Consider the following 21,616-nt stretch of genomic DNA (forward strand, 5'->3'; position numbering starts at 1 on the left):
CACTTTACTCTCGAGCGCGCGATCAAATAACCCAGGCCACGTAACACGCGGGCGATATATTCAGCAAGCCCTAATTAGAAATTGTACGCGGTTTTACCGTTACAAAGCATCAAACCTATCCAAAATTATTAGTCAAAGCCATGTTGCAAGATTCATCATCGAACCAAACATCGCCGAATGTTTTAACCAACCAAACCTTTGAGGGCGATCGCGAAGCAGTCCGTCACGTCATCATCGGTTCGCCGCTGGGGGTACGCCGAACTATCCACCAACTGCACGCATTGCGCTACGAAGAAGCTGTTCGTTGGACTCATCCGATCGCCATTCCCGACAATCGCATCATTATTACACCCGAACAGGGAGAAATCATGAGCTTGTTAGTCAAATTAATCCGGCTGCAATGAAGTCTAAATGTGCGATCGACCTTTCTAGAATTGAGTCAAAAGTGCGATCGCGAATCTCTTCTCGTTGCCCGTGCTAAACTCAACAGATATATCCAAAAACTCTTGTCGGGTAGGCATCCTGCCTGCCCTTGGCACAAACTTCATAACTAGCTCGCAATTCAGCTTATGATTGTTATCACTCCCGTCCTCAAACCTGTTAGCCAGATCGAGCTTGCTCCCGGCAGTGTCGTAACTATTCCCAATATAAGTTGGCTGGAATTTGAGTCGATTTTGGAAGAATTGGGAGAAAAGCGATCGGCACGAGTTGCTTACAGCAAAGAGACTTTAGAAATTATGGTTCCTTTACCAGAACACGAAATTCCCAGAGATTTAATCTCTGATATTGTCAAAATTTTACTCAAGTCTGCGGGCAAAAGATACCAACCCTTCGGTTCTACTACTTTCAAACGGGAAGGCGCAGCAGGAGTCGAACCTGATGCTTGTTTTTACATTCTAAATTATCAGCGGATGATCGGCCGCCGCCGACTGCAACCAGACGCTCCGCCGCCGGATTTAGCAATTGAAACGGATGTTACTTCTAAAACTACGATCGATGCCTATAAAATTATTGGAGTTCCAGAAGTATGGGTTTACGACAGCGGCAGACTTCGCATTTATTTGCTGCAAGATGGAGAGTATGTAGAATCGGATATTAGTCCCAATTTTCCGGGAATTGCGATCGCCCAACTGATTCCTGCTACAGTGGAACGTGCTTGGCAGGTGGGAAATTTGCAAGCATTAGAAGAATTTGAAAGTGCGATCCTCTCCGAGGGCTTCGCTAACGGCTAAACTCGCAGGATGCGTTACGCGCTTGGCGCTTCGCATCCAAAAAACTACACAATTACTGCCAATTTGTCAACCCCTAAAGGTCGATAAATTGTATCTCTTTGCTGATAATCCCGCCCCAAAGAACGAATCGCATTTTGCAAATCTTCGACAGATTGACAACTGCCGCCAACCGCACCGGCCATTGTAGTAATGTGCTCTTCCATCAATGTGCCGCCGATGTCGTTGCAGCCCCATTTCAGCGCTTCTGTAGCTCCATCTAAACCTAATTTTACCCAACTAGGTTGGTGATTGGAAATCAAATTGCCTAAGAAGATTCTCGATACAGCGGTGAGCAACAGTGTATCTGCTAAAATTGGTTGGTCGCGGCCAACTCGACTCCGCAAAGGTGCCGGTGCTTGCTGTCCGACAAATGGTAGTAAAATAAATTCTGTAATGCGTGCCCCATAGTTTTGGTCGATCGCAGTTTGTTGGAGCGATCGCACTTTTTCTAAATGCAAAACCTGCTGTTCGGCCGTCTCAATATGCCCGCAAAGCATCGTACTCGTTGTCGGCAAACCCAGACTGTGAGCAGTTCCCACAATTTCTAACCAAGTTGCCGAATTTAGTTTTTCCGGGCAAATCACCCGTCGCACAGCATCGTCGAGAACTTCCGCCGCTGTTCCCGGCATCGAACCGACTCCCGCATCCCGCAAAGCCGAAATTACATAGCTGAAACTAAGATTATCTTCTCTGGCAATAAACTCTATTTCTTGTGGCGAAAAAGCGTGCAAGTGCAACTGCGGAAACTTATCCTTAATAGTTTTCACCAATTGCAGATAATAAGGCAAAGATGCGCCGTTGAGTTTAGCTTGAAGATTTAAGCCGCCCTGCATACAAATTTCTGTCGCACCCCGCTGCACCGCATCAGTTGCCTTTTCCAGAATCTGAGCAGTGTCTAACCAAAAAGCGCCTTCATCTCCCTCGTCGCGGCGGAACGCACAAAAACTGCAATGCTGTTCACAAATATTGGTGAAGTTAATATTGTGGTTGATAACATATGTGACAGTATCCCCTGATTGTCGGCGACGAAGCAAGTCAGCGGTTGTTTGAATAGAGGCGATCGCATCTGGATCTCTTTGCTGCAAAAGTATCAGGGCCTCTGCGGTGGAGAGGTTGTATCCTTGTAAGGCGCGATCGAGAATTGCATCCACAGTTTTTTTTCCAGCTCAGCTACAGAATCACTACCTAGAATTAAAGGCGTTTTTCTATCTTAACAAATCAACTCTAGACGAAACATATTCTCAAGTCTCAAGTCAGAACCAAACATCTTTTACTTTGTGAAAACTGGAACTATGGGCCTCAACCAACCAAATCACCTCGTACCAGTGCCGTCAAACCCTTTACAAATTCCGGCGGCACCGACTGTAGCTTCAACTTCTGCTACAGACGCAGCCGAATCGCCCATTTATTTTTCCCTAGTAATTCCCACCTACAACGAGTGCAAAAATGTCAAGATTATTGTGGAAAAATTGAGCCAATTGCTCGATGGCACTATTCCCGGTGACTACGAAATGATTGTAGTTGATGACGACAGCCCCGATCGCACCTGGGAAGTAGCCCTGTCTCTAACACCCGACTATCCCCAATTGCGGGTAATGCGGCGCGAGCACGAGCGGGGACTTTCTACAGCCGTGATTCGCGGGTGGCAAGTAGCGCGGGGCGAGGTTTTGGGCGTCATTGATGCCGACTTGCAACATCCCCCAGAGACGCTGTTGCAGCTTTTAGCAGAAATTAAGCGCGGAGCCGATTTGGCCGCTGCGAGCCGCCACGTTGGCGAGGGTGGCGTGAGCGACTGGAGCCTTATCAGGCGATTTTTATCGCGGGGCGCTCAAACCGTGGGGTTGGTGATCCTGCCGGGAGTGGTGGGCCGAGTTTCCGATCCGATGAGCGGGTATTTTATGGTGCGTCGCTGTTGCATAGCCGGCAAAACCATGAATCCTGCAGGTTACAAAATTTTGATTGAAGTGCTCGGCAGAGGCGATATCCGCTGGATTGGAGAAGTTGGTTACGTGTTTCAGGAACGCCAAGAAGGGGAGAGCAAAGTTACGTGGAAACAGTATATTGAATATTTGCGGCATTTGCTTAGATTGCGCTTTGCCCGCTGGCCGATGGGCAAGTTTCTGCGGTTTGGCATTGTGGGTTTGAGCGGGGTGTTCGTGAATATGGGGGTTTTGTACGTGCTGCGGACTTTCCTGAATTGGGAGCTGACTCGCAGTCTGATCGTTGCTGCTGAATTGGCAATTATCAGTAACTTTTTGTGGAATGATTTGTGGACTTTTGGGGATATTTCTAAGGGGCAGCCAGGAAAACGCAAGCGATTGAAACGGCTATTGAAATTTAATACGATTTGCTTGATGGGCTTGATTTTGAATGTGCTGCTGGTTAATTTGATGTTTAATGTTTTTGGGGTGAATGCCTATTTGGCTAACTTAATTGCGATCGCGGCTGTGACTCTGTGGAATTTCTGGATCAATATGAAGCTGAGCTGGCGGGTGACGGATGTTAATTAGGGAATTGAGAATGGGGAATTGGGAATGGGGAATTGGGAATTGGGAATTGTCAAAATAACCAATAACCAATAACTCATAACTAATGACTAAATTAATGATTAGGAATAAACAACTGTTGTTGGTATTACTGTGGATTGCGATCGCCTTGATTTTGCGCTTTGCCAATTTGGACTCGAAACCGCTGTGGACTGATGAGTTTTCGACACTCGTATTTAGTTTGGGCAACAGTTTTCGAGGTGTGCCGGTCGATCGCGCGATCGATCTTTCTACATTATTGCAACCGCTACAATTGGGCCCCGATGCTGGCATTGCAGATGTCCTAAACCATTTGCTGCTAGAAAGCAACCATCCTCCAGTGTATTTTATGCTCGCCCACTGGTGGATGCGGTTGTTTGGACCTTCTGAGGATAGTTTAGTTTGGATTGGGCGAGCTCTTCCTGCATTATTGGGCGTGATTTCAGTTCCCGCTATCTACTTTTTGGGCAAATTTGCTTTTAATTCTCGTTTAGTCGGTCAATGTGCGGCCGCGATGATGGCAGTTTCTCCCTACGGCATTTATCTCGCTCAAGAAGCTCGCCATTACACTTTAGGAATCTTATTAATTATTGCCTCTCTTTTTTGCTTGACATTAGCTGCAAAAAAGCTGCAACAGCGCGCTCCCATGCCTATTTGGGCGGTGCTGCTTTGGGTAGTTGTTAACTGTTTGGGAATTGCGGTTCACTACTTTTTTGCACTGACTTTATGTGCCGAAGCAATAGCATTAATTGCTGTAATATGGCAGCATTTTCATGGAAAGTTGCCAATTGACAACAGCCAGCAGCCTAATATTTGGCCATTTCAAATCCTCTGGCGGTTTTTCGCAGTAGCGATCGGCACTTTGGCTGGCAGTTTAGTTTGGCTGCCGGTATTTTTGTCGAATAAATACGGCAGCGAATTAACTAATTGGATTGTCAGCGGCGATCGCACATTTTTAGATTGGATCGGGCCGATTTTTCAAGCTTTAGCTGGATGGATCACTTTCATCTCTCTACTGCCGGTGGAATCGCCCAATTTGGCAGTAGTAGTTGCATCGGCGATCGCAATGGCAATATTTTTGATCTGGGCGCTTCCCCTGCTGCGGGGCGCTCTTAAAACTTCCTTAAAAACAACCGATACTCGTTTAGGTACTGTTATTTTCGGCGGGTTTGTGCTGGGAGCAATTTTCCTATTTTTCAGCTTTGCCTATTTTCTCGGCATTGACATAACTCGCGGCGCACGATACAATTTCGTCTACTTTCCGGGGGCGATATTACTGTTAGGAGCAACCTTGGCGGTTATTTTTAACGCACCTACCGCAAAAAGTCAATGGTTTAATTTACCTGCTGTGGAAATTGCTGGCAAAAAAGCAGTTCTGCTAATTTTAGTAATGGGTTTTGCAAGCGGTGTAACAGTAAATTCTAATCTCGGCTATCGCAAATATTACAAACCAGACCTTTTAATTCCGATTATCCGCGAAGTCTCGAAAGTTCCCGTGTTAATTGCCACTACTCAAAAGACTCATGTAGAAATAGGAGAGTTGATGGGGATAGGGTGGGAATGGGAAAGAAGTTCGGCAACGAATTTTGTAGCGGATGTAACGGATGTAACGGATGTTAGGAAGAAAGAAGAAGTTAAAGCCTTTGATTCTCCGCTGTTTCTTTTGGCTAATCAGAGAAGGGATGCGCCGGAAATAGCGGCAGGGACACTTGACAAAACACTCAATCAATTACAACGCCCGCTAGATTTGTGGCTGGTTAATTTTCGCGCACCTGTTAATCTACAAGCACAAAAATGTCAGGTTGAATCGCGCGAGTTGCCTGCGGTGGATGGGTATGAATATCAAGTTTATCATTGTTCTTGATTTGGCGATCGCCCGCAACTGCGGTGCGACTGAGATGTTGCACCATTGTCAGCAACAGGCAAGATGCCTGTTCCACAAAGAGTGAATTTCTTGTGGAACAGGCATCTTGCCTGTTCATAAAAGCACTGTGCTGGGCGCACCTTACCGCTATCAATACGATCGGGACTGTTCGATCGAACGCTAAGAGTCAGCGGCAAAATGTTTAATCAAGACGCTAATCACTTCACCGGGATTTTGAGTGGGGACAAGCGGACTCCAGTCAGAAACGCAGGCAAAATTATCGCGGTGAAAAGAATGAATGACGCGGGAAACAACAGGACGAGAACTGATAATGAAAAGTTTCAAGAGTTCTCGGTTAACTGAAGTGGGCAAGTTTGGTTCTTTAGCAGGGGGCTGAATGAGTTCGGTAGTTGGATTTTCTGGTCCAACCTCGAAAGCAAGTATTAATTCGGTATTGGGTAGCATTTGCCGGATGACTTTCAGGGAAGATTCTGCTTCGCTGCGGCTGCGAAATTTCGCGACGGGTAAGCGCTGAAAGTTGGGCAGCAGTCGGTAAATAATCCAGGCATTCGCAGTTTCTGGGGTGTTCATGGCTGTATTGTAAATTGGGTATGTTTGCCCATAGAAAAGTGACAGACTAGCACTTTATTGTGAGCGCGATCGAACATCGCGCTACTTCAATAAAGATGCGTCCTAGTTGATGATTTTTCCTCGATTGCCTCAAGAGCGATCGGAAACTATATCGTGTTGGGCAATAACGCTATGTTAGATCGAAAATCACTTTTAAAATTTAGTTGTTATATAATTTAATTTCATTAGTTAAAGGTTCAAAATAAGCGCTTAAAATAGGCGGTTAAAATAGGCGAATTAAAACCAAAAACAATCATAAATAAACGTTAGACAATGCCAAAAACAAACAATTAAGCTCAAAATTAATTTAAGTTTTCGCACCAGTACACGCCACTGCCGTGTCCCTACTTCGTCGGCGATGGGAAAAGGGAGACGAACCTACGATGACTGTTCGGCAAATGAGGGATTTTTGCCGTTTGGTGGGGGTATATTTTGATGATTTGCCGGATTATCTCAGTCGGCGAGTAGATGAGGAAGAGTCATAGGGGGATGGATCGGTCGATCGCACTTTCGATTAAAATAATGAAAATAAGCAATTTTAATAATACTGATTTTCCCCAAGGACACGGCAGTGCCGTGTCCCTACAAATGGTACAATAAATATTAATCTGTAGGGACACAACACTGTTGTGTCCTTTGGCTGCGAGACACGCGATTGTTTGTGAATTAGCCGGGTTTAAGTCATTAAATATAACAATTATCATCCGATTTTCCCCAAGGACACGGCAGTGCCGTGTCCCTACAAATGGTACAATAAATATTAATCTGTAGGGACACAAGACTGTTGTGTCCTTTGGCTGTGGGACACGCGATTGTTTGTGAAATAGTATTTTCTAATCTTGCCTGACACTATCGGGCACGCCCACCGCCGAAATACCCGAGATAGCCTTTAAGTTTTGAAACCTAATCAACTCGTTAAAATCCAAACTGCGCCCTTCTATTTGCGCCACAGCTTCGATCGCCCCCAGCAAATGTCCGGCTGCTTCCGCTTCGCTGTAACCGCGCCTTCCCGCTACTCTAATCGCCGCTTCGTCAGCATCTAACTCTACTTGGGAACTGCGGTTGTCGCGCCAAATTCGAGTCATGGCGAGTCCCGTCAAACCGCCCGCGATCGCAGTTCCGATCGCATCTGGCTGCAACAATTCTACAACAGTCCCGACAATTCCCGCCAGAGCCGCACCTTGATAAATATCCGGTTTAAACCACTTAACATTGCACAGAAAACTTACATTCCGCAATATCAGTAAATCCCGCTGCGGCTTAGATAGCAGCCTCCACCAATCAAAATTAATATAAATCGGGCGAGCTCGATTCCAAGGCAAAGGAAAATCGCAGTCAATTACCGTTGATTGTTGTGGCTTATTAATAATTTTACAAGTCATGCGGCCGGAGGCGGGCATCACATCTAACAGGCGGCGAATTTCTGGTTCGGGATTCATAAAGTTTGGGGTAATTGATAATTGGTAAGGGGTAATTGCATCTGCCTAAAAAACACTAATATCTATCAGGGGATTGTAGGGGCGGGTTTCACGTACAATATTTGTCGATAATTGACAATCTCTAAAACCCGCCCTCACCCAACAGTAAATCCCCGCCTACATTTTTCGCTGTATGGAATGGTTTCACATACAATACTTGTCGATAGTTGAGGATTTGTAAAACCAGCCCAAAACAGTAAGGTTTCTTTTACAGTTAGATTTTTGCATTTATCAAAATCAAAGTTGATGTAGGTTATTGGTTGTGTGGGGGCGGGTTTCTGTAGATTTTTGACGGTAGTTAAATATTGTTCGTAAAACCCGCCCCTACAAGTCCATAGAAGACATTAAGGGCTTTTCTTGGATTCGGGAGAGGGAGATTTACTATTAGCTTTTGGACTCGCTTTTTCAGCGTTAGGCGAAGGCTTTGGACTGGCAATTGCTGGGGCAACTGACGGCGTTGAATTCGCGGCTGGGGAGGATAGCGGTTTTGGGGTAGCGGGGGCTGTTAACGGGGCCGCAGGGGCTGTTTTAGCGCCTAAAATGCTGGCGTCTCCGGTGTCAAAGGTGCCGGCGATGCAAGCGATCATCATTGTAGCTAAGGTGCCGACAAATAATGCTTTCCAACCGAGTTCGGAAATGTCTTTGCGGCGGGATGGAATTAGGGCGATCGTACCGCCGACAAATATGCCGACGGAGGCTAAGTGGGCAAAGCCGGAAAGGGCGTAACTGACAATTAATACGGTACGATCGCTCACCAGTCCTTTTGCCCCCGCTTCTGCTAAAGTTTGATAGGGCGGAATCGCCGTTTCTAAAAGTCGGCGGCCGATAATTACTGATGCTTGCCAAGAGTCGTCAATGGAGACTCCGGTTAATAGCGTCAGGGGATAAAATAGGACTCCCATAATGTTGGCTAAGGTGACAACTTTGAAAAAGCCACCAATTGGGCCGGGCAAAATTGCCAGCCAACCAAAGAATTGATTGATTAAGGAAACTAAGCCCAAGATTAAAATCAAAACAGCGGCAATGGCTACTGCCATTTTTACCCCGTCCAATGCACCAATTATCGCTGCATCCAAAGGGCTGACTCGTTCGATGGGTTCTCCTCCAACTGTCTCTTGTGGCATCGCTTCGCCGTCCATTTCGGAAATTTCTTCGCCCACAAACTCGCGGCCTTTAGGCTTCCGTTCTTCTTTGGGAATGCCGCCCATTGTCAGCGGCACGCCTGTTTCTGGTACTAAGATTTTGGAGAGGACAAAACAAGCGGGAATTGCGATAATTGAAGCTGAAACTAAATGACCTAAAATATTTGGAAAAACGGGTTTGAGAAAACTGACGTAAATTGCTAAAGTAGAAGAAGCGGCAGTCCCAAAACAGCAGGAGAGGATTGCACAAAGTTCCGAACGAGTCATTTTTGGCAAATAAGGCTTGACGACAATTGCTGCTTCAATTCCTACGAAAATATTAGCCGCCCCGCTGAGAGCTTCCGCGCCGCTCAACCGCATTGTCATATAAAAGATTTTGGCAAAAACTTCGGTGACAATTTGAATGACGCCGATGTTGTATAGCAAGGCCATGAGGCCAGAAAAAAAGACGACTGTCGGTAAAGCTCGAAAGGCAAAAATATATCCTAAATTAACTGGTGGGTCTTGACCGGGTATTGGTACAATGTTTTTACCGAATACAAATCTTGCCCCAGCGTCAGCAGCGGTGAATACTCCATCCAGTAAGCCTGTAAACCACTCTAGGGCGATGCGAGTTGGGGGGAACAGGAATACTAAAAATCCTAAGACTAATTGCAGGCCAATGCCCCAGATGATGACGCGCCAGGGAATATACTTCGATTGTCGGTTTTCTGAAAAAATCCAGGCGATCGCGCACAAGCCAAAGATGCCCAGAAACGAGATAAAGTTGTAGATAGACATGAGCTTAGTCCTTGAAATAGCTGAGAATGCCGATCGACGGCTTGCACCACATCAGTTATACTATTCATCGGACGGCAAATGCCAAAAAAATAACTGTCATAGGAATTACGCACTCAACAGCGTACTTATGTCATTGCTTATGTCATTGCGAGCGGAAGCGGATCTTTAGCAACCCTTGATTTGCCGTAATTACCAGCACTTTAAATAGAAACACGCAACACATGGAAGCTTTTGCTCCACATCCTCCTGAATGGACTGCGACGGCGGTTCACGCTACTGAGTTTTGCTGTCCCAAGTGCGGTGCTAGCTGCACGGATGCCGATGAGGTCTGGATTAATCGCCGATCGCCAGTATACACCGAGTTGAACCGCCGCAAGTGGCAAGAATTTTACCGGTGCCAGTGCGGCGGCGTGTGGTGGGCATGGAGTAGCGATCGGCCTCCTTCGGAACTTGTGCGTCGCGATGAGAGTTCGGATGAGGGTTCAGATGAGGGTTCAGATGATGATTTTTAGAAGGATGAGTCGATTTTCGATTTTCGATTTTCGATTTTCGATTTTATAAAAAATTAGGGTAAGGTGCGCCGAGGCGCACCCTACATTTAGATAGGTCACCGCAAGTTCTAAACTAATTCATCACGTCAAGTATTCCCTTGACTACGCCTTCCATGACTCTTTCAATTAAGCTCAATTCATTTTCGCCGATCGACTCATTTAATAGCATTGACTGAATTCGCTGTCTGTCATCCCGACTCAGTTCGCCTGACGAAAAGATCCGATCTACTATTTGTTCAGTTAGAAATTGGGAAGTTTGAGTTTGCATGGTTGGTTTCTAAAAGCATCAATATTTTGTTTTTAAATTAGTTAGAGGAGCCAGTTATTTTGAGGGTTTATAGCTATTTCATTTTATCTGTGAGACAATTTTATGACTCTGCGAGCATTTTGTCAAGACACCGACGACAGATAAATATAAAATCTGCATTGTATTTCCGACATTCTGGCAACGGGTGCTTTCGGAGTGCGATCGACTGACTCAGCAGATTCGCACCGAGGGGACAAACCCCCGTGCCGGCCCGTGCTCGACCTTTTTAAGTTTATTGGCACTTTGGCGGAACATTACAGCTCAAAAAAAATCAAAACTACAAGAGATTAGAATGGGGCATGGGGCAAACAGGGCATGGGCCAAACAGGGAATTGGTAATAGGCAATTGGCTGTTCTGACTTCCCTCGAACCTCTCCTTTCTTCCTTCTGGCTAATGACTCATGACTAATGACTAATAACTAATGACTAATGACGTATTTTCGCTCTGCTCTAATTTTGACATTAGGTTTTTGGCTGCTACCGCTAGCAGTGCGATCGCAACCTGTCCTTCCGGCGAACGACGGCACGAATACTGTTGTTAAGTCCGAGCAAAATCGCACAGACATTAGCGGCGGACAACTGTCGGGAAACGGAGCAAATCTGTTTCACAGCTTCAGCCAATTTAATCTCAGCGAAGGTCAAATTGCTAATTTTCTAACTAATCCAAATATTCAAAATATTTTAGGGCGGATTTCTGGCGGCGATGTTTCCGTCATTAACGGTCTGATTTCTGTAAGCGGCGGAAACTCGAATTTATTTTTAATGAATCCGGCGGGAATTGTCTTCGGTCAAAATGCTAGATTGAACGTGCCGGCGTCTTTTTTCGCGACAACTGCTACAGGTATTGGTTTCGGCGACGGCTGGTTTAATGCCACCGGAATTAATGATTACAAAGCTTTACTGGGAAATCCCAATCAATTTAATTTTAATAATTCACAAATCGGGACAATTGTCAATGCAGGAAACTTGGCAGTTGGCAGCCGTCAAAGTTTAACTTTGCTGGGCGGCACAGTGATTAATACCGGGCAATTATCCGCCCCGGCCGGTCAAATTACAGTGGCTGCTGTCCCCGGCTCAAATGCAGTCCGCATCAGTCAAACGGGTAACTTATTGAGTTTAGAAATTACTCCGTCTTTGCAGTCAGAAAAATCGGCGATCGCCCCGCTTGCTTTGCCTCAGTTGCTGACGGGCCCCAGCGTAGCGTCAGCCACAGGTTTAACGACTAACGCACAAGGTCAATTGGTACTGACTGACGGCCAAACAGTGCGGATAAATGCCGGAAGTGCGATCGTCTCGGGTTCTGTAAATGTATTTGCCCCGGATGGCGGCATTGGTGGCACAGTCAATATTTTAGGCGAAAAAGTTGGACTCTTCGGCGCAAATATCAATGCTTCGGGGACTGACGGCGGAGGTGTTGTGCGCGTCGGAGGCGGTTCCCAGGGGACGGAACCAGTGCCGAACGCACTGGTGACATATGTTAGTCCTGATTCTACGATCGCAGCAGACGCGATCGACCGCGGCAATGGCGGCACTGCGGTAATTTGGGCAGACAATACAACTCGCTTCTTCGGCAATATTACTGCTCGCGGCGGCACGGCCTCCGGTAACGGCGGAAAAGTGGAAGTTTCGGGCAAAAATGCTTTAACTTTCCAAGGACAGGTCGATACCCGCGCGACTAACGGTGCGATCGGCACTTTGTGGCTCGATCCGGCAAATATTACGATCCTGGGCGGTAACGGCGACACCAGCGCGCCATCGACAGCCAGGGAACTCGAACCCGCAGCAGAACCCAATGAAACATCGATCTCAGAAGTGAAGTTGGAACAGATGGTGGCCGGCAGCAACGTAGTTCTAGATACCCCCGGCGACATCACCGTCCAAGACTTGCGCGATAACAAACTTTCCCTGCAAGCGAGAACGGGAGACACCGTAACATTTAGAGCGGGCCGAGTGTTTTTTGTCAATGACCCGAACGATTTAATCGAGACTCAAGGCGGCAACGTCAACATTTTCGCCAGCAGCATCTCTCTGGGCGGACTCAATGCTAACGGCGGCAATATCGCTCTCACCGCTAACGGCATTGACTTGAGGGGCGATCGCAATTCCGTCAGCAGTGCGGGGGGAACAATTCGCTTGCAGCCCAACGACAGCCGAGGAATTCGGATCGGCGGCACAGGCGATATTTTGGGCATTTTGGACTTGACGGCAGGGGATCTGGGCGCTTTGGCGGGGGGTTTCGGCTCGATCGCGATCGGGCGCGAAAACAGCAGCCCGATCGCGATCGTCGCACCCATTACCTTGAACAGCCCGCTGACACTTCAAGGCCGCTCGATCGCGATCGACAATCCCCTGAAAACAAGCGGCAGCGCTTCCCTGACTCTCGACGCGCCCAAAACTGCGATCGGCGCCAACATTGCGACATCCGGCGGCGATCTCACTTTTACAGGAAACGCATCGCTCAATGCTGACGTGGCTTTGAGCGCGGAAGCTACGGGCAGCATTCTGTTCTCCGGTAGCCTAGACGGAGCTCGCGCCCTGAGACTTGACGCTGGGCGAGTGCTGTTCGGCGGTACAGTCGGTCAAGCTGCACCGCTGGCGAGTTTGAGTGTCAACGCCGGCAGTACCGAGGTTTCGGGCAATATTGCGACATCTGGCGACATCGCTTTCAATAGTAACGTCACCGTCGATCGCAGCGCCGCCTTAGCCGCAACTAACGGCAATATCGCTTTTGCCAGTAACCTCGACAGCATCACTGGCCGGGCAAATAATTTGACGCTGCGCGCAGGCGGCAACATTACTTTTCGCGGCAGAGTCGGTCAAACTCAGAGGTTGGGCCTGCTCTCGGCGGACGCTGCTAGCGTGACGGCTGCTTCCACCATTGCAGCCCGCAGTTTGAGCGTTAACGCCCGAAATTCCGCTACCTTCGGGGGGGACAGCACGGCCGCTTTGGGAGCCTATATCAAGGCAGAAAATGTGTTCTTAGAGGGTAATTTAAGGACGGATGGCGGCAGCGTGAACTTGCAAGGAAGCCGCGAGGTTCGTACTGGCAATATTACCTCGAACGGCGGGAGCATTCGGGTTGAGGGGAATACTGTTGCTGGGGGCGCGATCGACTCCTCATCGGTAACGGGAACCGGAGGCCCGATCGCTCTCCAAACCAATGCCGGCCCTTTAACTGCGGGAGCTTTGAACGCTTCGGGGGCGATCGGCGGAAATATTGCTCTCACCTCTTCATCGGGGATTTCGGCTCTCGATCTCAACTCCAGCGGCACTTCAAACGGAAACGGCGGGGCTGTTTCCCTGAGCGCGACCGGCAACATTCAGTTGGGTTTTGTCAACGCTCAAGGCGGCACTGGCGGCACTGGCGGCAGCGTTGATGTGACAACCCTCGGTTTGTTTCGATCGAACAATGTTTTCAACGATATAGCGGGGAATATTTCCAGTATTTCTACTGCCGGAGGTGCGGGGGCGGGGGCGATCGCAATTCGCCACGGAGGCGGTAGCGATCGACCGTTTGTAGTTGGCGGCGCGATCGACAATGGAACCAGGGGAAGCATTAATGCTGGCGCAGGAAACGCCATTTTGCCCAGTCTTTCTTTTGAGCAAACTTACACGCAGGGAAGTTTACCAAATCAGATTTCCCTAATTACACCGGGCGCGCCCTCTGTTCCCGCACCAATTCCCGTACCAATTCCCGCACCAATTCCCGCACCAATTCCCGCACCAATTCCCGCACCAATTCCCGTACCGCCTGTAGTACCCGTAAATCCTGCTCCTGCGCTGTCACTTCCTTCATCTTTGCAAGTAGAATTGCGGTCGCAAATTCGAGACAAAAATTTCCAAATTAGCCGGGATATTTTCGATTATTCTAGAAGATTCGATTCGGTAGGCTCAGGAGTTTTAGCATTTGAACAAAGATTCACTCGCGAGTATGAAAAATATCTAGAATTGCCCCCAAGAACGCCAATAACTAATATTTCGGTAATTTACGAAACTCTTCGCAAAAACGAACAGATTACCGGGGTAAAATCGGCCATCATTTATATGAATTGGGTCAGCGGCTCGGATGCAGCCGCAGCCAAAGAAAATGGTTCGGTGCTGGTGGCAAGTCGGGATTTATCTCATCTATTGCCTGCTAGAAAAAACCTCACCCCCCAGCCCCCTCGCCTTTTAGGAGATGGGTTGGGGGAGAGGTTGCCGCAGGGCAAAGAAGTTTCCGATGTTCCTAACGGGGAGCATTTAGAATTAGTGTTAGTAACCGCTAACGCTCAACCGATGCGCGTTTTAGTTCCGGCGACAACGCGCTGGCAAGTGTTGCAATTGGCTGACGCATTTCAAAGCGAAATCACTAATCCCAGAAGAAGAAGCAGCATTAGTTATTTGGATTCTGCGCAAAAACTTTATCGGTGGTTAATTGCGCCAATGGCCGCAGAACTGACAGCTTTAAATATTGACAATTTAATTGTAATTCCGGCGGCGGGTTTGCGGGGCGTGCCGTTTGCTGCCCTTCACGACGGCAAAGGCTTTTTAGTCGAGAAATACAGCCTTAGCGTGATGCCGAGTCTGAGTTTGACTGATATCCGCTACGACAATATTGCTGACGATGAAGTTTTGGCGATGGGGGCGTCGGTATTTGAAGATAAAGCGCCTCTGCCGGCGGTACCGGTGGAGTTAGAATCGATCGCGCCGCCCTCAGAAGGAAAATCCTTTTTGAATCAAGATTTTACTCTCGGAAATTTGCAAGCTCAGCGGGCAAATCGGCCTTTTGGAATCATTCACTTAGCAACTCACAGCGAATTCCAGCCCGGGGAACCAAAAAATTCTTACATTCAGTTGTGGGATACTAAATTGCGCCTCGATCAAATGCGGCAGTTGCGGTGGAATGAACCGCCGGTGAATCTGTTAGTTTTAAGCGCGTGCAGTACCGCTTTGGGCGACGCAGAGGCGGAGTTGGGGTTTGCGGGTTTGGCGGTAGCTAGCGGTGCGCGATCGGCTTTGGCGAGTTTGTGGGAAGTCAGCGATGAGGGGACTTTGGGGCTGATGACGGGGTTTTACCGGCAGTTGCGGACCCCCAGAGGCGGTGGCAATTTGATGATTAAAGCCGAGGCTTTGCGGCAGGCGCAATTGGAGATGCTGCGGGGGCGCGTGCGGATTCAAGACGGGATGCTGCGAGTCGAAGGGCTTTCTGTGAGTCTAACTTTGCCTCCAGAAATTGCGCGGCGGGGCGATCGAGTGCTTTCGCATCCTTATTATTGGGCCGCCTTTACAATGATTGGCAATCCTTGGTAATGGGGATGTTGAAGGAAGAAGGAAAAAGATTTGACACAAATGTGGTTTTGTTTTCCTTTTTTCTTAGTGTTTTTACGGATATGGGTTAATTTGCACTCGCTTTCATTGCATGGTGATTCCACCTATTCATACTCTAATTATGCAACGCCCAAATCTCCTATGAAGACTAACGGCGATCGCCCTTCACTCTGTTTTGCCTGCTTGCGGAGGAATCTGTGGAGCGATCGCACTGCTGACCTGAATCTTTATCCGTACTTTTTTTAAGAAATGTAAATAAAAATATTTTTTTATTTAAAATTTAAATTTTGCTTAAATGGCAGGGTAGTCTTTATATTAGAGGATACATCTACTTACAAATTGAGAAGTGCTAAAAAAAATGTGTATTAATTATTAAAAGAGGCTGCAAGGATGATTAACTTAGCCGGCTACGAGATTACCAACCAAATTCATGAAAGTAACAATTCTTTAGTTTACCGAGGACTGAGAAAGCAAGACAACCAACCGATCATTCTCAAATTTCTCAAGCAAGATTATCCGATGCCCGCTTCGTTAGTCAGATACAAGCAGGAATACGAAATTACACGCAATCTTAACCTAGAAAGTGTGCCTAAAACCTACAGCTTAGAAAGATACCAGAACAGTTTAGTTATTATTTTCGAGGATAGTGGTGGAGAATCATTAAAGCTGTGGTTTGCTTCTCAAAAACTTACCTTAGAAGAGTTTTTGTCAACAGCTATTAAAATAACCAGAGCTTTAGGTCAAATTCATCAACATAACATTATTCATAAAGACATAAACCCCAGCAATATTATTATTAACTCGACAACAGGGCTAGTCCAAATCATAGATTTTGGCATCTCTACTGTTTTAAATCGTGAGAATCCTACCCTAAAAAATCCTAATATTTTAGAAGGCACTCTTAGCTATATATCGCCGGAACAAACAGGCAGAATGAACCGAGCGATCGACTACCGCACGGATTTCTACTCATTAGGAGTCACTTTTTACGAAATGCTAACCGGGCAACTGCCATGCGATTACAGCGATGCAATGGAATTAGTCCACTGTCACATTGCTAAACAAGTAGTACCGCCCCATGAAATCAATCCCGAACTTCCTAAAGTTGTTTCTGATATCGCGATGAAACTGTTAGCGAAAACCGCTGAAGCCAGATATCAAAGTGCTTGGGGAATCATCGCAGATTTAGAAGAATGCTTGCAACAATTACAAACTAAGGGAAGGATTGCAGAATTTGCGATCGCCCAAAAAGATATTACCGATAAGTTTCAAATTCCCCAAAAACTCTATGGGAGAGAACGAGAAGTTGAAACCTTGCTAGCTGCATTCGATCGCGTCAGCAATGGTACAACAGAAATTATGTTAGTGTCGGGTTACTCTGGCATTGGCAAATCAGCCTTAGTGCAAGAAGTTTATAAACCGATTACTAAGGCAAGGGGTTATTTTATTGCGGGTAAGTTCGACCAATTTCAACGCAATATTCCTTACGCGGCTATCATCAATGCTTTTCGATCCTTAGTGAAGCAAATACTAACTGAAAGTGGAGCACAATTAGTTCAATGGAAAGAAAAACTTTTAGCCGTTTTGGGTAAAAACGGACAAGTCATTATTGATGTCGTTCCAGAAGTGGAACTCATTATTGGTAAGCAGCCAGCCGTGCCAGAATTAGCGCCAGCCGAGTCACAAAATCGTTTTAATTCAATATTTCAAAAATTCATCGGCGTGTTTTGCTCATCTGAGCATCCTTTAGTCATCTTTTTAGACGATTTACAATGGGCTGATTCTGCCACGCTGAAGTTGCTAGAAGTAATGATTACAGATGCACAAACGCGCTATTTGTTCTTAATTGGGGCCTATCGAAATAACGAAGTCGATCCCGGACATCCGTTGATGATAACTCTTGATTTACTACAGTCCAAAGCCTCTGTTATCAACAACATCACATTAGTTCCCTTAGCTCTTGAACATATCTGCAACTTAATTGGTGATACGTTACACTCTAACACAATTGCAGTAGAACCATTAGCTCAATTAGTAATCAGAAAAACTTCTGGCAACCCCTTCTTTGTCAATCAATTTTTCAAAACTATCTATCAGGAAGGCTTACTTACATTTATTCCTCCGTCTCAAGGCAGTAAACCCCAATGGCAATGGGACATAGCTTTAATTGAGGCAATAGGCATTACTGATAATGTTGTGGAGTTAATGGTTAGGAAGTTAAGAAAACTTCCTACCTCCACACAGCAGGTTTTACAGTTAGCTGCTTGTGTAGGCAACACATTTGATTTGCACACCCTTTCTATTATCCATGAAACATCACCAGCAGTCGCTTATCACAACCTTTTACCAGCAATTCAGGAAGGTTTAGTGTTACCTATTTCTGAGTGGGAAATTACACCAGAACAAATAATAGATGCTCCCCTAATTATTCTTACTTTTAAATTTTTGCACGATCGAGTGCAACAAGCAGCTTATGCCACTATCCCAGAAGAGCATAAAAAAGAAGTTCACCTCAAAATCGGTCAACTGCTTTTAAAAAATACTACTGAAGAAGAACTGGAAGAAAAGATTTTTGCTCTGGTCAATCATCTTAATACTGGTGTGGAATTGATTGATGATTTAGAACAGAAAGTTAAATTGTCAAAATTGAATTTAATAGCAGGCAAAAAAGGCAAAGCTTCCACAGCTTATAAAACAGCAGCTACCTATTTTGCTTTAGGAATAAAACTACTAGGGATTCAGGGTTGGGAAAATTATTATGAACTAACATTTACTCTTTATAGGGAGCGAAGTGAGTGCGAGTATTTAGCTGGCAATCTTGAGGAAGCAGAAGAACTTTTTAAGATAGCCTTAAGTAACAGCAAATCGGCCATCGACCAAGCAGAAATTTATTCTCTTTATACATTCTTTTGTTCAACTTTATCACGGAAAGATGAAGCCCTCAAGTTCACGCTTGCTGGCTTAGAAGGTTTGGGTATGGATTTGCCTCGTACAGAAGAAGAATTACCAAAGGCAGTAGAAGTAGAATTACAACAGGTATCGTTAAATCTGTCCCAAAGAAAAGTTGCTGATTTAATCCATGCTCATGAACTTAGAGACTTGACAAAAAGAGCCAGCATTAAATTATTAATTGATTTGTGGGCGGTAGCTTATTATGTTGGACATCAAAATTGGCTAGATTTATCTATATTAAAGATAGTCAATATGTCCTTAAGGTATGGCAACACAGATTTATCAGCCTTCGGTTATGTTACTTATGGAATGTTGTTATCATCTAGAAATGAATATAAATCAGCTTATGAATTTGGTAAGCTAGCTTTAAAGCTCAATGATAAATTTAACAACAAGAGCCTTAGTTGTAAAGTCCCTAATCTTTTTGCTTTGAGAATTAATCCTTATAATAATCATTTAAAAACCAACTTAGATATTTTTAGGACAGCTTATAAAGGTGGACTCGAGTGTGGCGATTTAGTTTACATAGTTTGGACAATGATGTTTAGTATATGGACTAGATTTATTATAGGTCAGCCTCTAAAAAAGGTTTATGAAGAATCTTGTAAATATATAGCTGTTATGAAGCAGACAAATGACTTAAGTATGCTGTATGGATTTATGTCTTTACAGCAAACTACTTTGAATTTACAAGGATTAACTAAAGATAAATACAGCTTCGATGATGAAATATATAGTGAAGATTTGTGCTTGCAACACTGGGAAAATACGAAGTTTTATCATGTTAAGACTTGGTATATAACTTTCAAGGCTCAAGTTTTATTCATTTATGATAACTATACTGAAGCTCTCAAGCTGGCTCAAGAAAATGAAAAAACAATTAATAATTTCGGTTTTTTTAATATCACTCAACATTATTTCTATTATTCATTAATTTTGGCTGGTGTCTATTCTGAGGCTACTACTGATGAAAAAGAAAACCACTGGGAAATTTTACATAATATTCTAGAAAAAACAAAAATTTGGGCTGATAGCTGCCCAGATAATTATCTACATCAGTATTTACTAATAGCGGCAGAAATAGCGCGAATTTCTGGTAAGGATTTAGAAGCAATGGATTTATACGACAAAGCGATCGCTTCAGCTAGAGAAAACGAATATATCCAGAACGAAGCTTTGGGAAATGAACTAGCGGCTAAATTCTGGTTAGCTAAAGGGAAAGAAGATTTTGCCCAACTTTATATGCAAAAAGCTCACTATGGCTACCAGATATGGGGCGCTCAACGCAAAGTTGATGATTTAGAGGAAAAATACCCCCAATTACTAACTAGAACGTCAGCAAAGACAACAACTCAAACAAAAGCTAACCGAACAACGACTTCGCCTACTACCACTAGCACTAATTTGGGAGATACGCTAGATTTAGCCACAGTAATGAAAGCTTCTCAAGCGATTTCAGGCGAAATCGTTTTGAGTAAGTTGCTGGAAAGGTTGATGAAGATTGCGATCGAAAATGCGGGTGCTGAAAAAGGATTTTTAATTTTAGAAAAAGCGGGAAACTGGGCGATTGAGGCTGAAGGTTCTGTTAAGAAGGATGAAGTTAGCGTACTGCGATCGCTTCCCCTGAATGCAAAAGCTGATTCTGGGGAAATGCCCAAACTGGCAAGTGCGATCGCTAACTACGTCATCCGCACCCAGGAAAATGTGGTTTTAAATAACGCCACCCAAGAAGGACAATTTACCCGCGATCCTTATATTGCAGCCACTCAACCGAAATCGATTCTCTGCACTCCTCTGCTGCATCAAGGCAAGCTGACAGGCATTCTTTACCTGGAAAATAACTTGACTGAAGGGGCTTTTACTACAGATAGGCTAGAACTGTTAAAATTGTTATCAGCCCAAATTGCCATTTCCATTGAGAATGCCCAACTCTACAATAACTTGCAGGAGTTCAATCAAAACTTAGAGCAATTAGTGAGCGATCGCACCCACGAATTATCCAACACGCTGGAGGCTTTAAAAGCGACTCAAAGTAAGCTAGTGGAATCTGAAAAAATGGCATCGCTGGGAGGATTAGTTGCTGGGGTAGCCCACGAAATTAATACTCCCATCGGCGTTGGCGTAACCGTTGCGTCAGCTTTGGCAGAACATACCACAGACTTTACCTCTACTTATAAGAGTGGCAAAATGAAGCGCTCCGAGCTAGAAGAATTTTTGGATATAGCCACCCAAAGCAGTAACACCCTTCTAACTAATCTAAATCAGGCAGCAGCATTGATTCAGAGCTTTAAAGAAGTGGCCGTCGATCGCTCTAGCGAAGAACGACGAACTTTCGGGGTAAGAAATTATCTGGATGAAATTTTAATCCAATTAAAACCAAAATTGAGAAATAGCAAACATTCGATCGAAATTAAAGGAGACACCAACATTGCCATAGATTCTTATCCAGGTGCTTTATCCCAAGTTGTCACAAATTTGCTGATGAACTCTCTGATTCATGCTTACGAACCGGGCGAACCCGGTCAGCTCGTTTTTGATTGGCAACAAGATGGGGATCGACTTAGCTTTGAATATTCCGATGATGGTAAAGGCATTCCTCCTGAAAATTTAAGTAAAATTTTTGAGCCGTTCTTTACTACCAAACGCGGCCAGGGTGGTAGCGGATTGGGATTGCATATTGTCTACAATTTAGTTACCCAAAAACTTCTGGGTGAAGTAGAATGTAAAAGTGAGGTGGGAGTGGGAACCAAATTTATTATTAAGTTACCCATACAAATCGATTCAACACCGTAGTTTCCCAACTCAAAAC

The 21,616-nt window shown here is 45.4% G+C and carries 13 protein-coding genes; 7 read left to right on the forward strand and 6 right to left on the reverse strand.

The annotated features are described in order from the left end of the window. The first annotated feature begins 140 nt into the window (after positions 1-140). Positions 141-404 carry a hypothetical protein gene (locus QUA02_RS22580; RefSeq protein ID WP_006633059.1) on the forward strand — a complete coding sequence of 88 codons (264 nt, stop codon included), beginning with the start codon at positions 141-143 and terminating at the stop codon, positions 402-404. A 165-nt stretch (positions 405-569) separates the two neighbouring features. Beyond that, positions 570-1,232: a Uma2 family endonuclease gene (locus tag QUA02_RS22585; protein ID WP_333030840.1), complete on the forward strand. Its 663-nt coding sequence runs from the start codon at positions 570-572 to the stop codon at positions 1,230-1,232. A gap of 44 nt (positions 1,233-1,276) precedes the next feature. Here the strand turns inward: QUA02_RS22585 and cofH are convergent, their stop codons facing one another. Continuing rightward, a complete protein-coding gene (gene cofH, locus QUA02_RS22590; protein WP_333030843.1) occupies positions 1,277-2,422 on the reverse strand; it encodes a 7,8-didemethyl-8-hydroxy-5-deazariboflavin synthase subunit CofH in 1,146 nt (381 codons plus the stop codon). A gap of 141 nt (positions 2,423-2,563) precedes the next feature. Between cofH and QUA02_RS22595 the strand changes: the two genes are divergently transcribed. Continuing rightward, a complete protein-coding gene (locus tag QUA02_RS22595) occupies positions 2,564-3,781 on the forward strand; it encodes a glycosyltransferase (protein ID WP_333030907.1) in 1,218 nt (405 codons plus the stop codon). Between the two features lie 82 nt (positions 3,782-3,863). Then, positions 3,864-5,660, forward strand: coding sequence for a glycosyltransferase family 39 protein (locus QUA02_RS22600; RefSeq protein WP_333030847.1), 1,797 nt, complete (start codon positions 3,864-3,866; stop codon positions 5,658-5,660). On the opposite strand, the gene QUA02_RS22605 is transcribed toward QUA02_RS22600, so the two are convergent. From QUA02_RS22605 to QUA02_RS22620, 4 genes are all read right to left on the reverse strand, one after another. Beyond that, complete coding sequence (locus QUA02_RS22605; protein WP_333030849.1) at positions 5,648-5,857, reverse strand: hypothetical protein; 210 nt, start codon at positions 5,855-5,857, stop codon at positions 5,648-5,650. The two genes, QUA02_RS22600 and QUA02_RS22605, sit on opposite strands and share 13 nt — an antisense overlap. Beyond that, positions 5,841-6,251, reverse strand: a complete 411-nt coding sequence (locus tag QUA02_RS22610; protein WP_333030851.1) for a hypothetical protein — start codon at positions 6,249-6,251, stop codon at positions 5,841-5,843. Before QUA02_RS22610 ends, QUA02_RS22605 begins: the two co-directional genes overlap by 17 nt. A gap of 872 nt (positions 6,252-7,123) precedes the next feature. After that, entirely contained in the window at positions 7,124-7,729 is a 606-nt protein-coding gene (locus QUA02_RS22615; RefSeq protein WP_333030852.1) for a DUF3318 domain-containing protein, read from the reverse strand. 383 nt (positions 7,730-8,112) lie between these two features. Then, the gene (locus tag QUA02_RS22620; RefSeq protein ID WP_333030854.1) at positions 8,113-9,690 is read right to left on the reverse strand and encodes a NupC/NupG family nucleoside CNT transporter; all 1,578 of its coding nucleotides are present in this window, start codon (positions 9,688-9,690) and stop codon (positions 8,113-8,115) included. A gap of 221 nt (positions 9,691-9,911) precedes the next feature. Between QUA02_RS22620 and QUA02_RS22625 the strand changes: the two genes are divergently transcribed. Further along, the gene (locus tag QUA02_RS22625) at positions 9,912-10,202 is read left to right on the forward strand and encodes a hypothetical protein (protein ID WP_333030856.1); all 291 of its coding nucleotides are present in this window, start codon (positions 9,912-9,914) and stop codon (positions 10,200-10,202) included. Between the two features lie 112 nt (positions 10,203-10,314). Here the strand turns inward: QUA02_RS22625 and QUA02_RS22630 are convergent, their stop codons facing one another. Further along, positions 10,315-10,509 carry a hypothetical protein gene (locus tag QUA02_RS22630; RefSeq protein ID WP_333030858.1) on the reverse strand — a complete coding sequence of 65 codons (195 nt, stop codon included), beginning with the start codon at positions 10,507-10,509 and terminating at the stop codon, positions 10,315-10,317. 468 nt (positions 10,510-10,977) lie between these two features. On the opposite strand from QUA02_RS22630, the gene QUA02_RS22635 reads away from it, so the two are divergent. Together QUA02_RS22635 and QUA02_RS22640 are read left to right on the forward strand one after the other, a co-directional pair. Then, positions 10,978-15,837 carry a CHAT domain-containing protein gene (locus QUA02_RS22635; RefSeq protein WP_333030860.1) on the forward strand — a complete coding sequence of 1,620 codons (4,860 nt, stop codon included), beginning with the start codon at positions 10,978-10,980 and terminating at the stop codon, positions 15,835-15,837. Positions 15,838-16,245: 408 nt separating this feature from the next. Next, positions 16,246-21,600, forward strand: a complete 5,355-nt coding sequence (locus QUA02_RS22640) for a trifunctional serine/threonine-protein kinase/ATP-binding protein/sensor histidine kinase (RefSeq protein ID WP_333030862.1) — start codon at positions 16,246-16,248, stop codon at positions 21,598-21,600. The last annotated feature ends 16 nt before the right edge of the window (positions 21,601-21,616 follow it).

The organism is Microcoleus pseudofavosus SVA1_A4, from assembly GCF_036700565.1.
GTDB lineage: Bacteria > Cyanobacteriota > Cyanobacteriia > Cyanobacteriales > Microcoleaceae > Microcoleus.

What these genes read in the sequence shown, in the direction of transcription:
- QUA02_RS22595 (WP_333030907.1), top strand. Translation starts at nt 2,564, where the DNA reads ATGGGCCTCAACCAACCAAATCACCTCGTACCAGTGCCGTCAAACCCT.
- QUA02_RS22630 (WP_333030858.1), bottom strand. Translation starts at nt 10,509, where the DNA reads ATGCAAACTCAAACTTCCCAATTTCTAACTGAACAAATAGTAGATCGG.
- QUA02_RS22600 (WP_333030847.1), top strand. Translation starts at nt 3,864, where the DNA reads ATGACTAAATTAATGATTAGGAATAAACAACTGTTGTTGGTATTACTG.
- QUA02_RS22640 (WP_333030862.1), top strand. Translation starts at nt 16,246, where the DNA reads ATGATTAACTTAGCCGGCTACGAGATTACCAACCAAATTCATGAAAGT.
- QUA02_RS22580 (WP_006633059.1), top strand. Translation starts at nt 141, where the DNA reads ATGTTGCAAGATTCATCATCGAACCAAACATCGCCGAATGTTTTAACC.
- QUA02_RS22620 (WP_333030854.1), bottom strand. Translation starts at nt 9,690, where the DNA reads ATGTCTATCTACAACTTTATCTCGTTTCTGGGCATCTTTGGCTTGTGC.
- QUA02_RS22615 (WP_333030852.1), bottom strand. Translation starts at nt 7,729, where the DNA reads ATGAATCCCGAACCAGAAATTCGCCGCCTGTTAGATGTGATGCCCGCC.
- QUA02_RS22585 (WP_333030840.1), top strand. Translation starts at nt 570, where the DNA reads ATGATTGTTATCACTCCCGTCCTCAAACCTGTTAGCCAGATCGAGCTT.
- QUA02_RS22625 (WP_333030856.1), top strand. Translation starts at nt 9,912, where the DNA reads ATGGAAGCTTTTGCTCCACATCCTCCTGAATGGACTGCGACGGCGGTT.
- QUA02_RS22635 (WP_333030860.1), top strand. Translation starts at nt 10,978, where the DNA reads ATGACGTATTTTCGCTCTGCTCTAATTTTGACATTAGGTTTTTGGCTG.
- QUA02_RS22610 (WP_333030851.1), bottom strand. Translation starts at nt 6,251, where the DNA reads ATGAACACCCCAGAAACTGCGAATGCCTGGATTATTTACCGACTGCTG.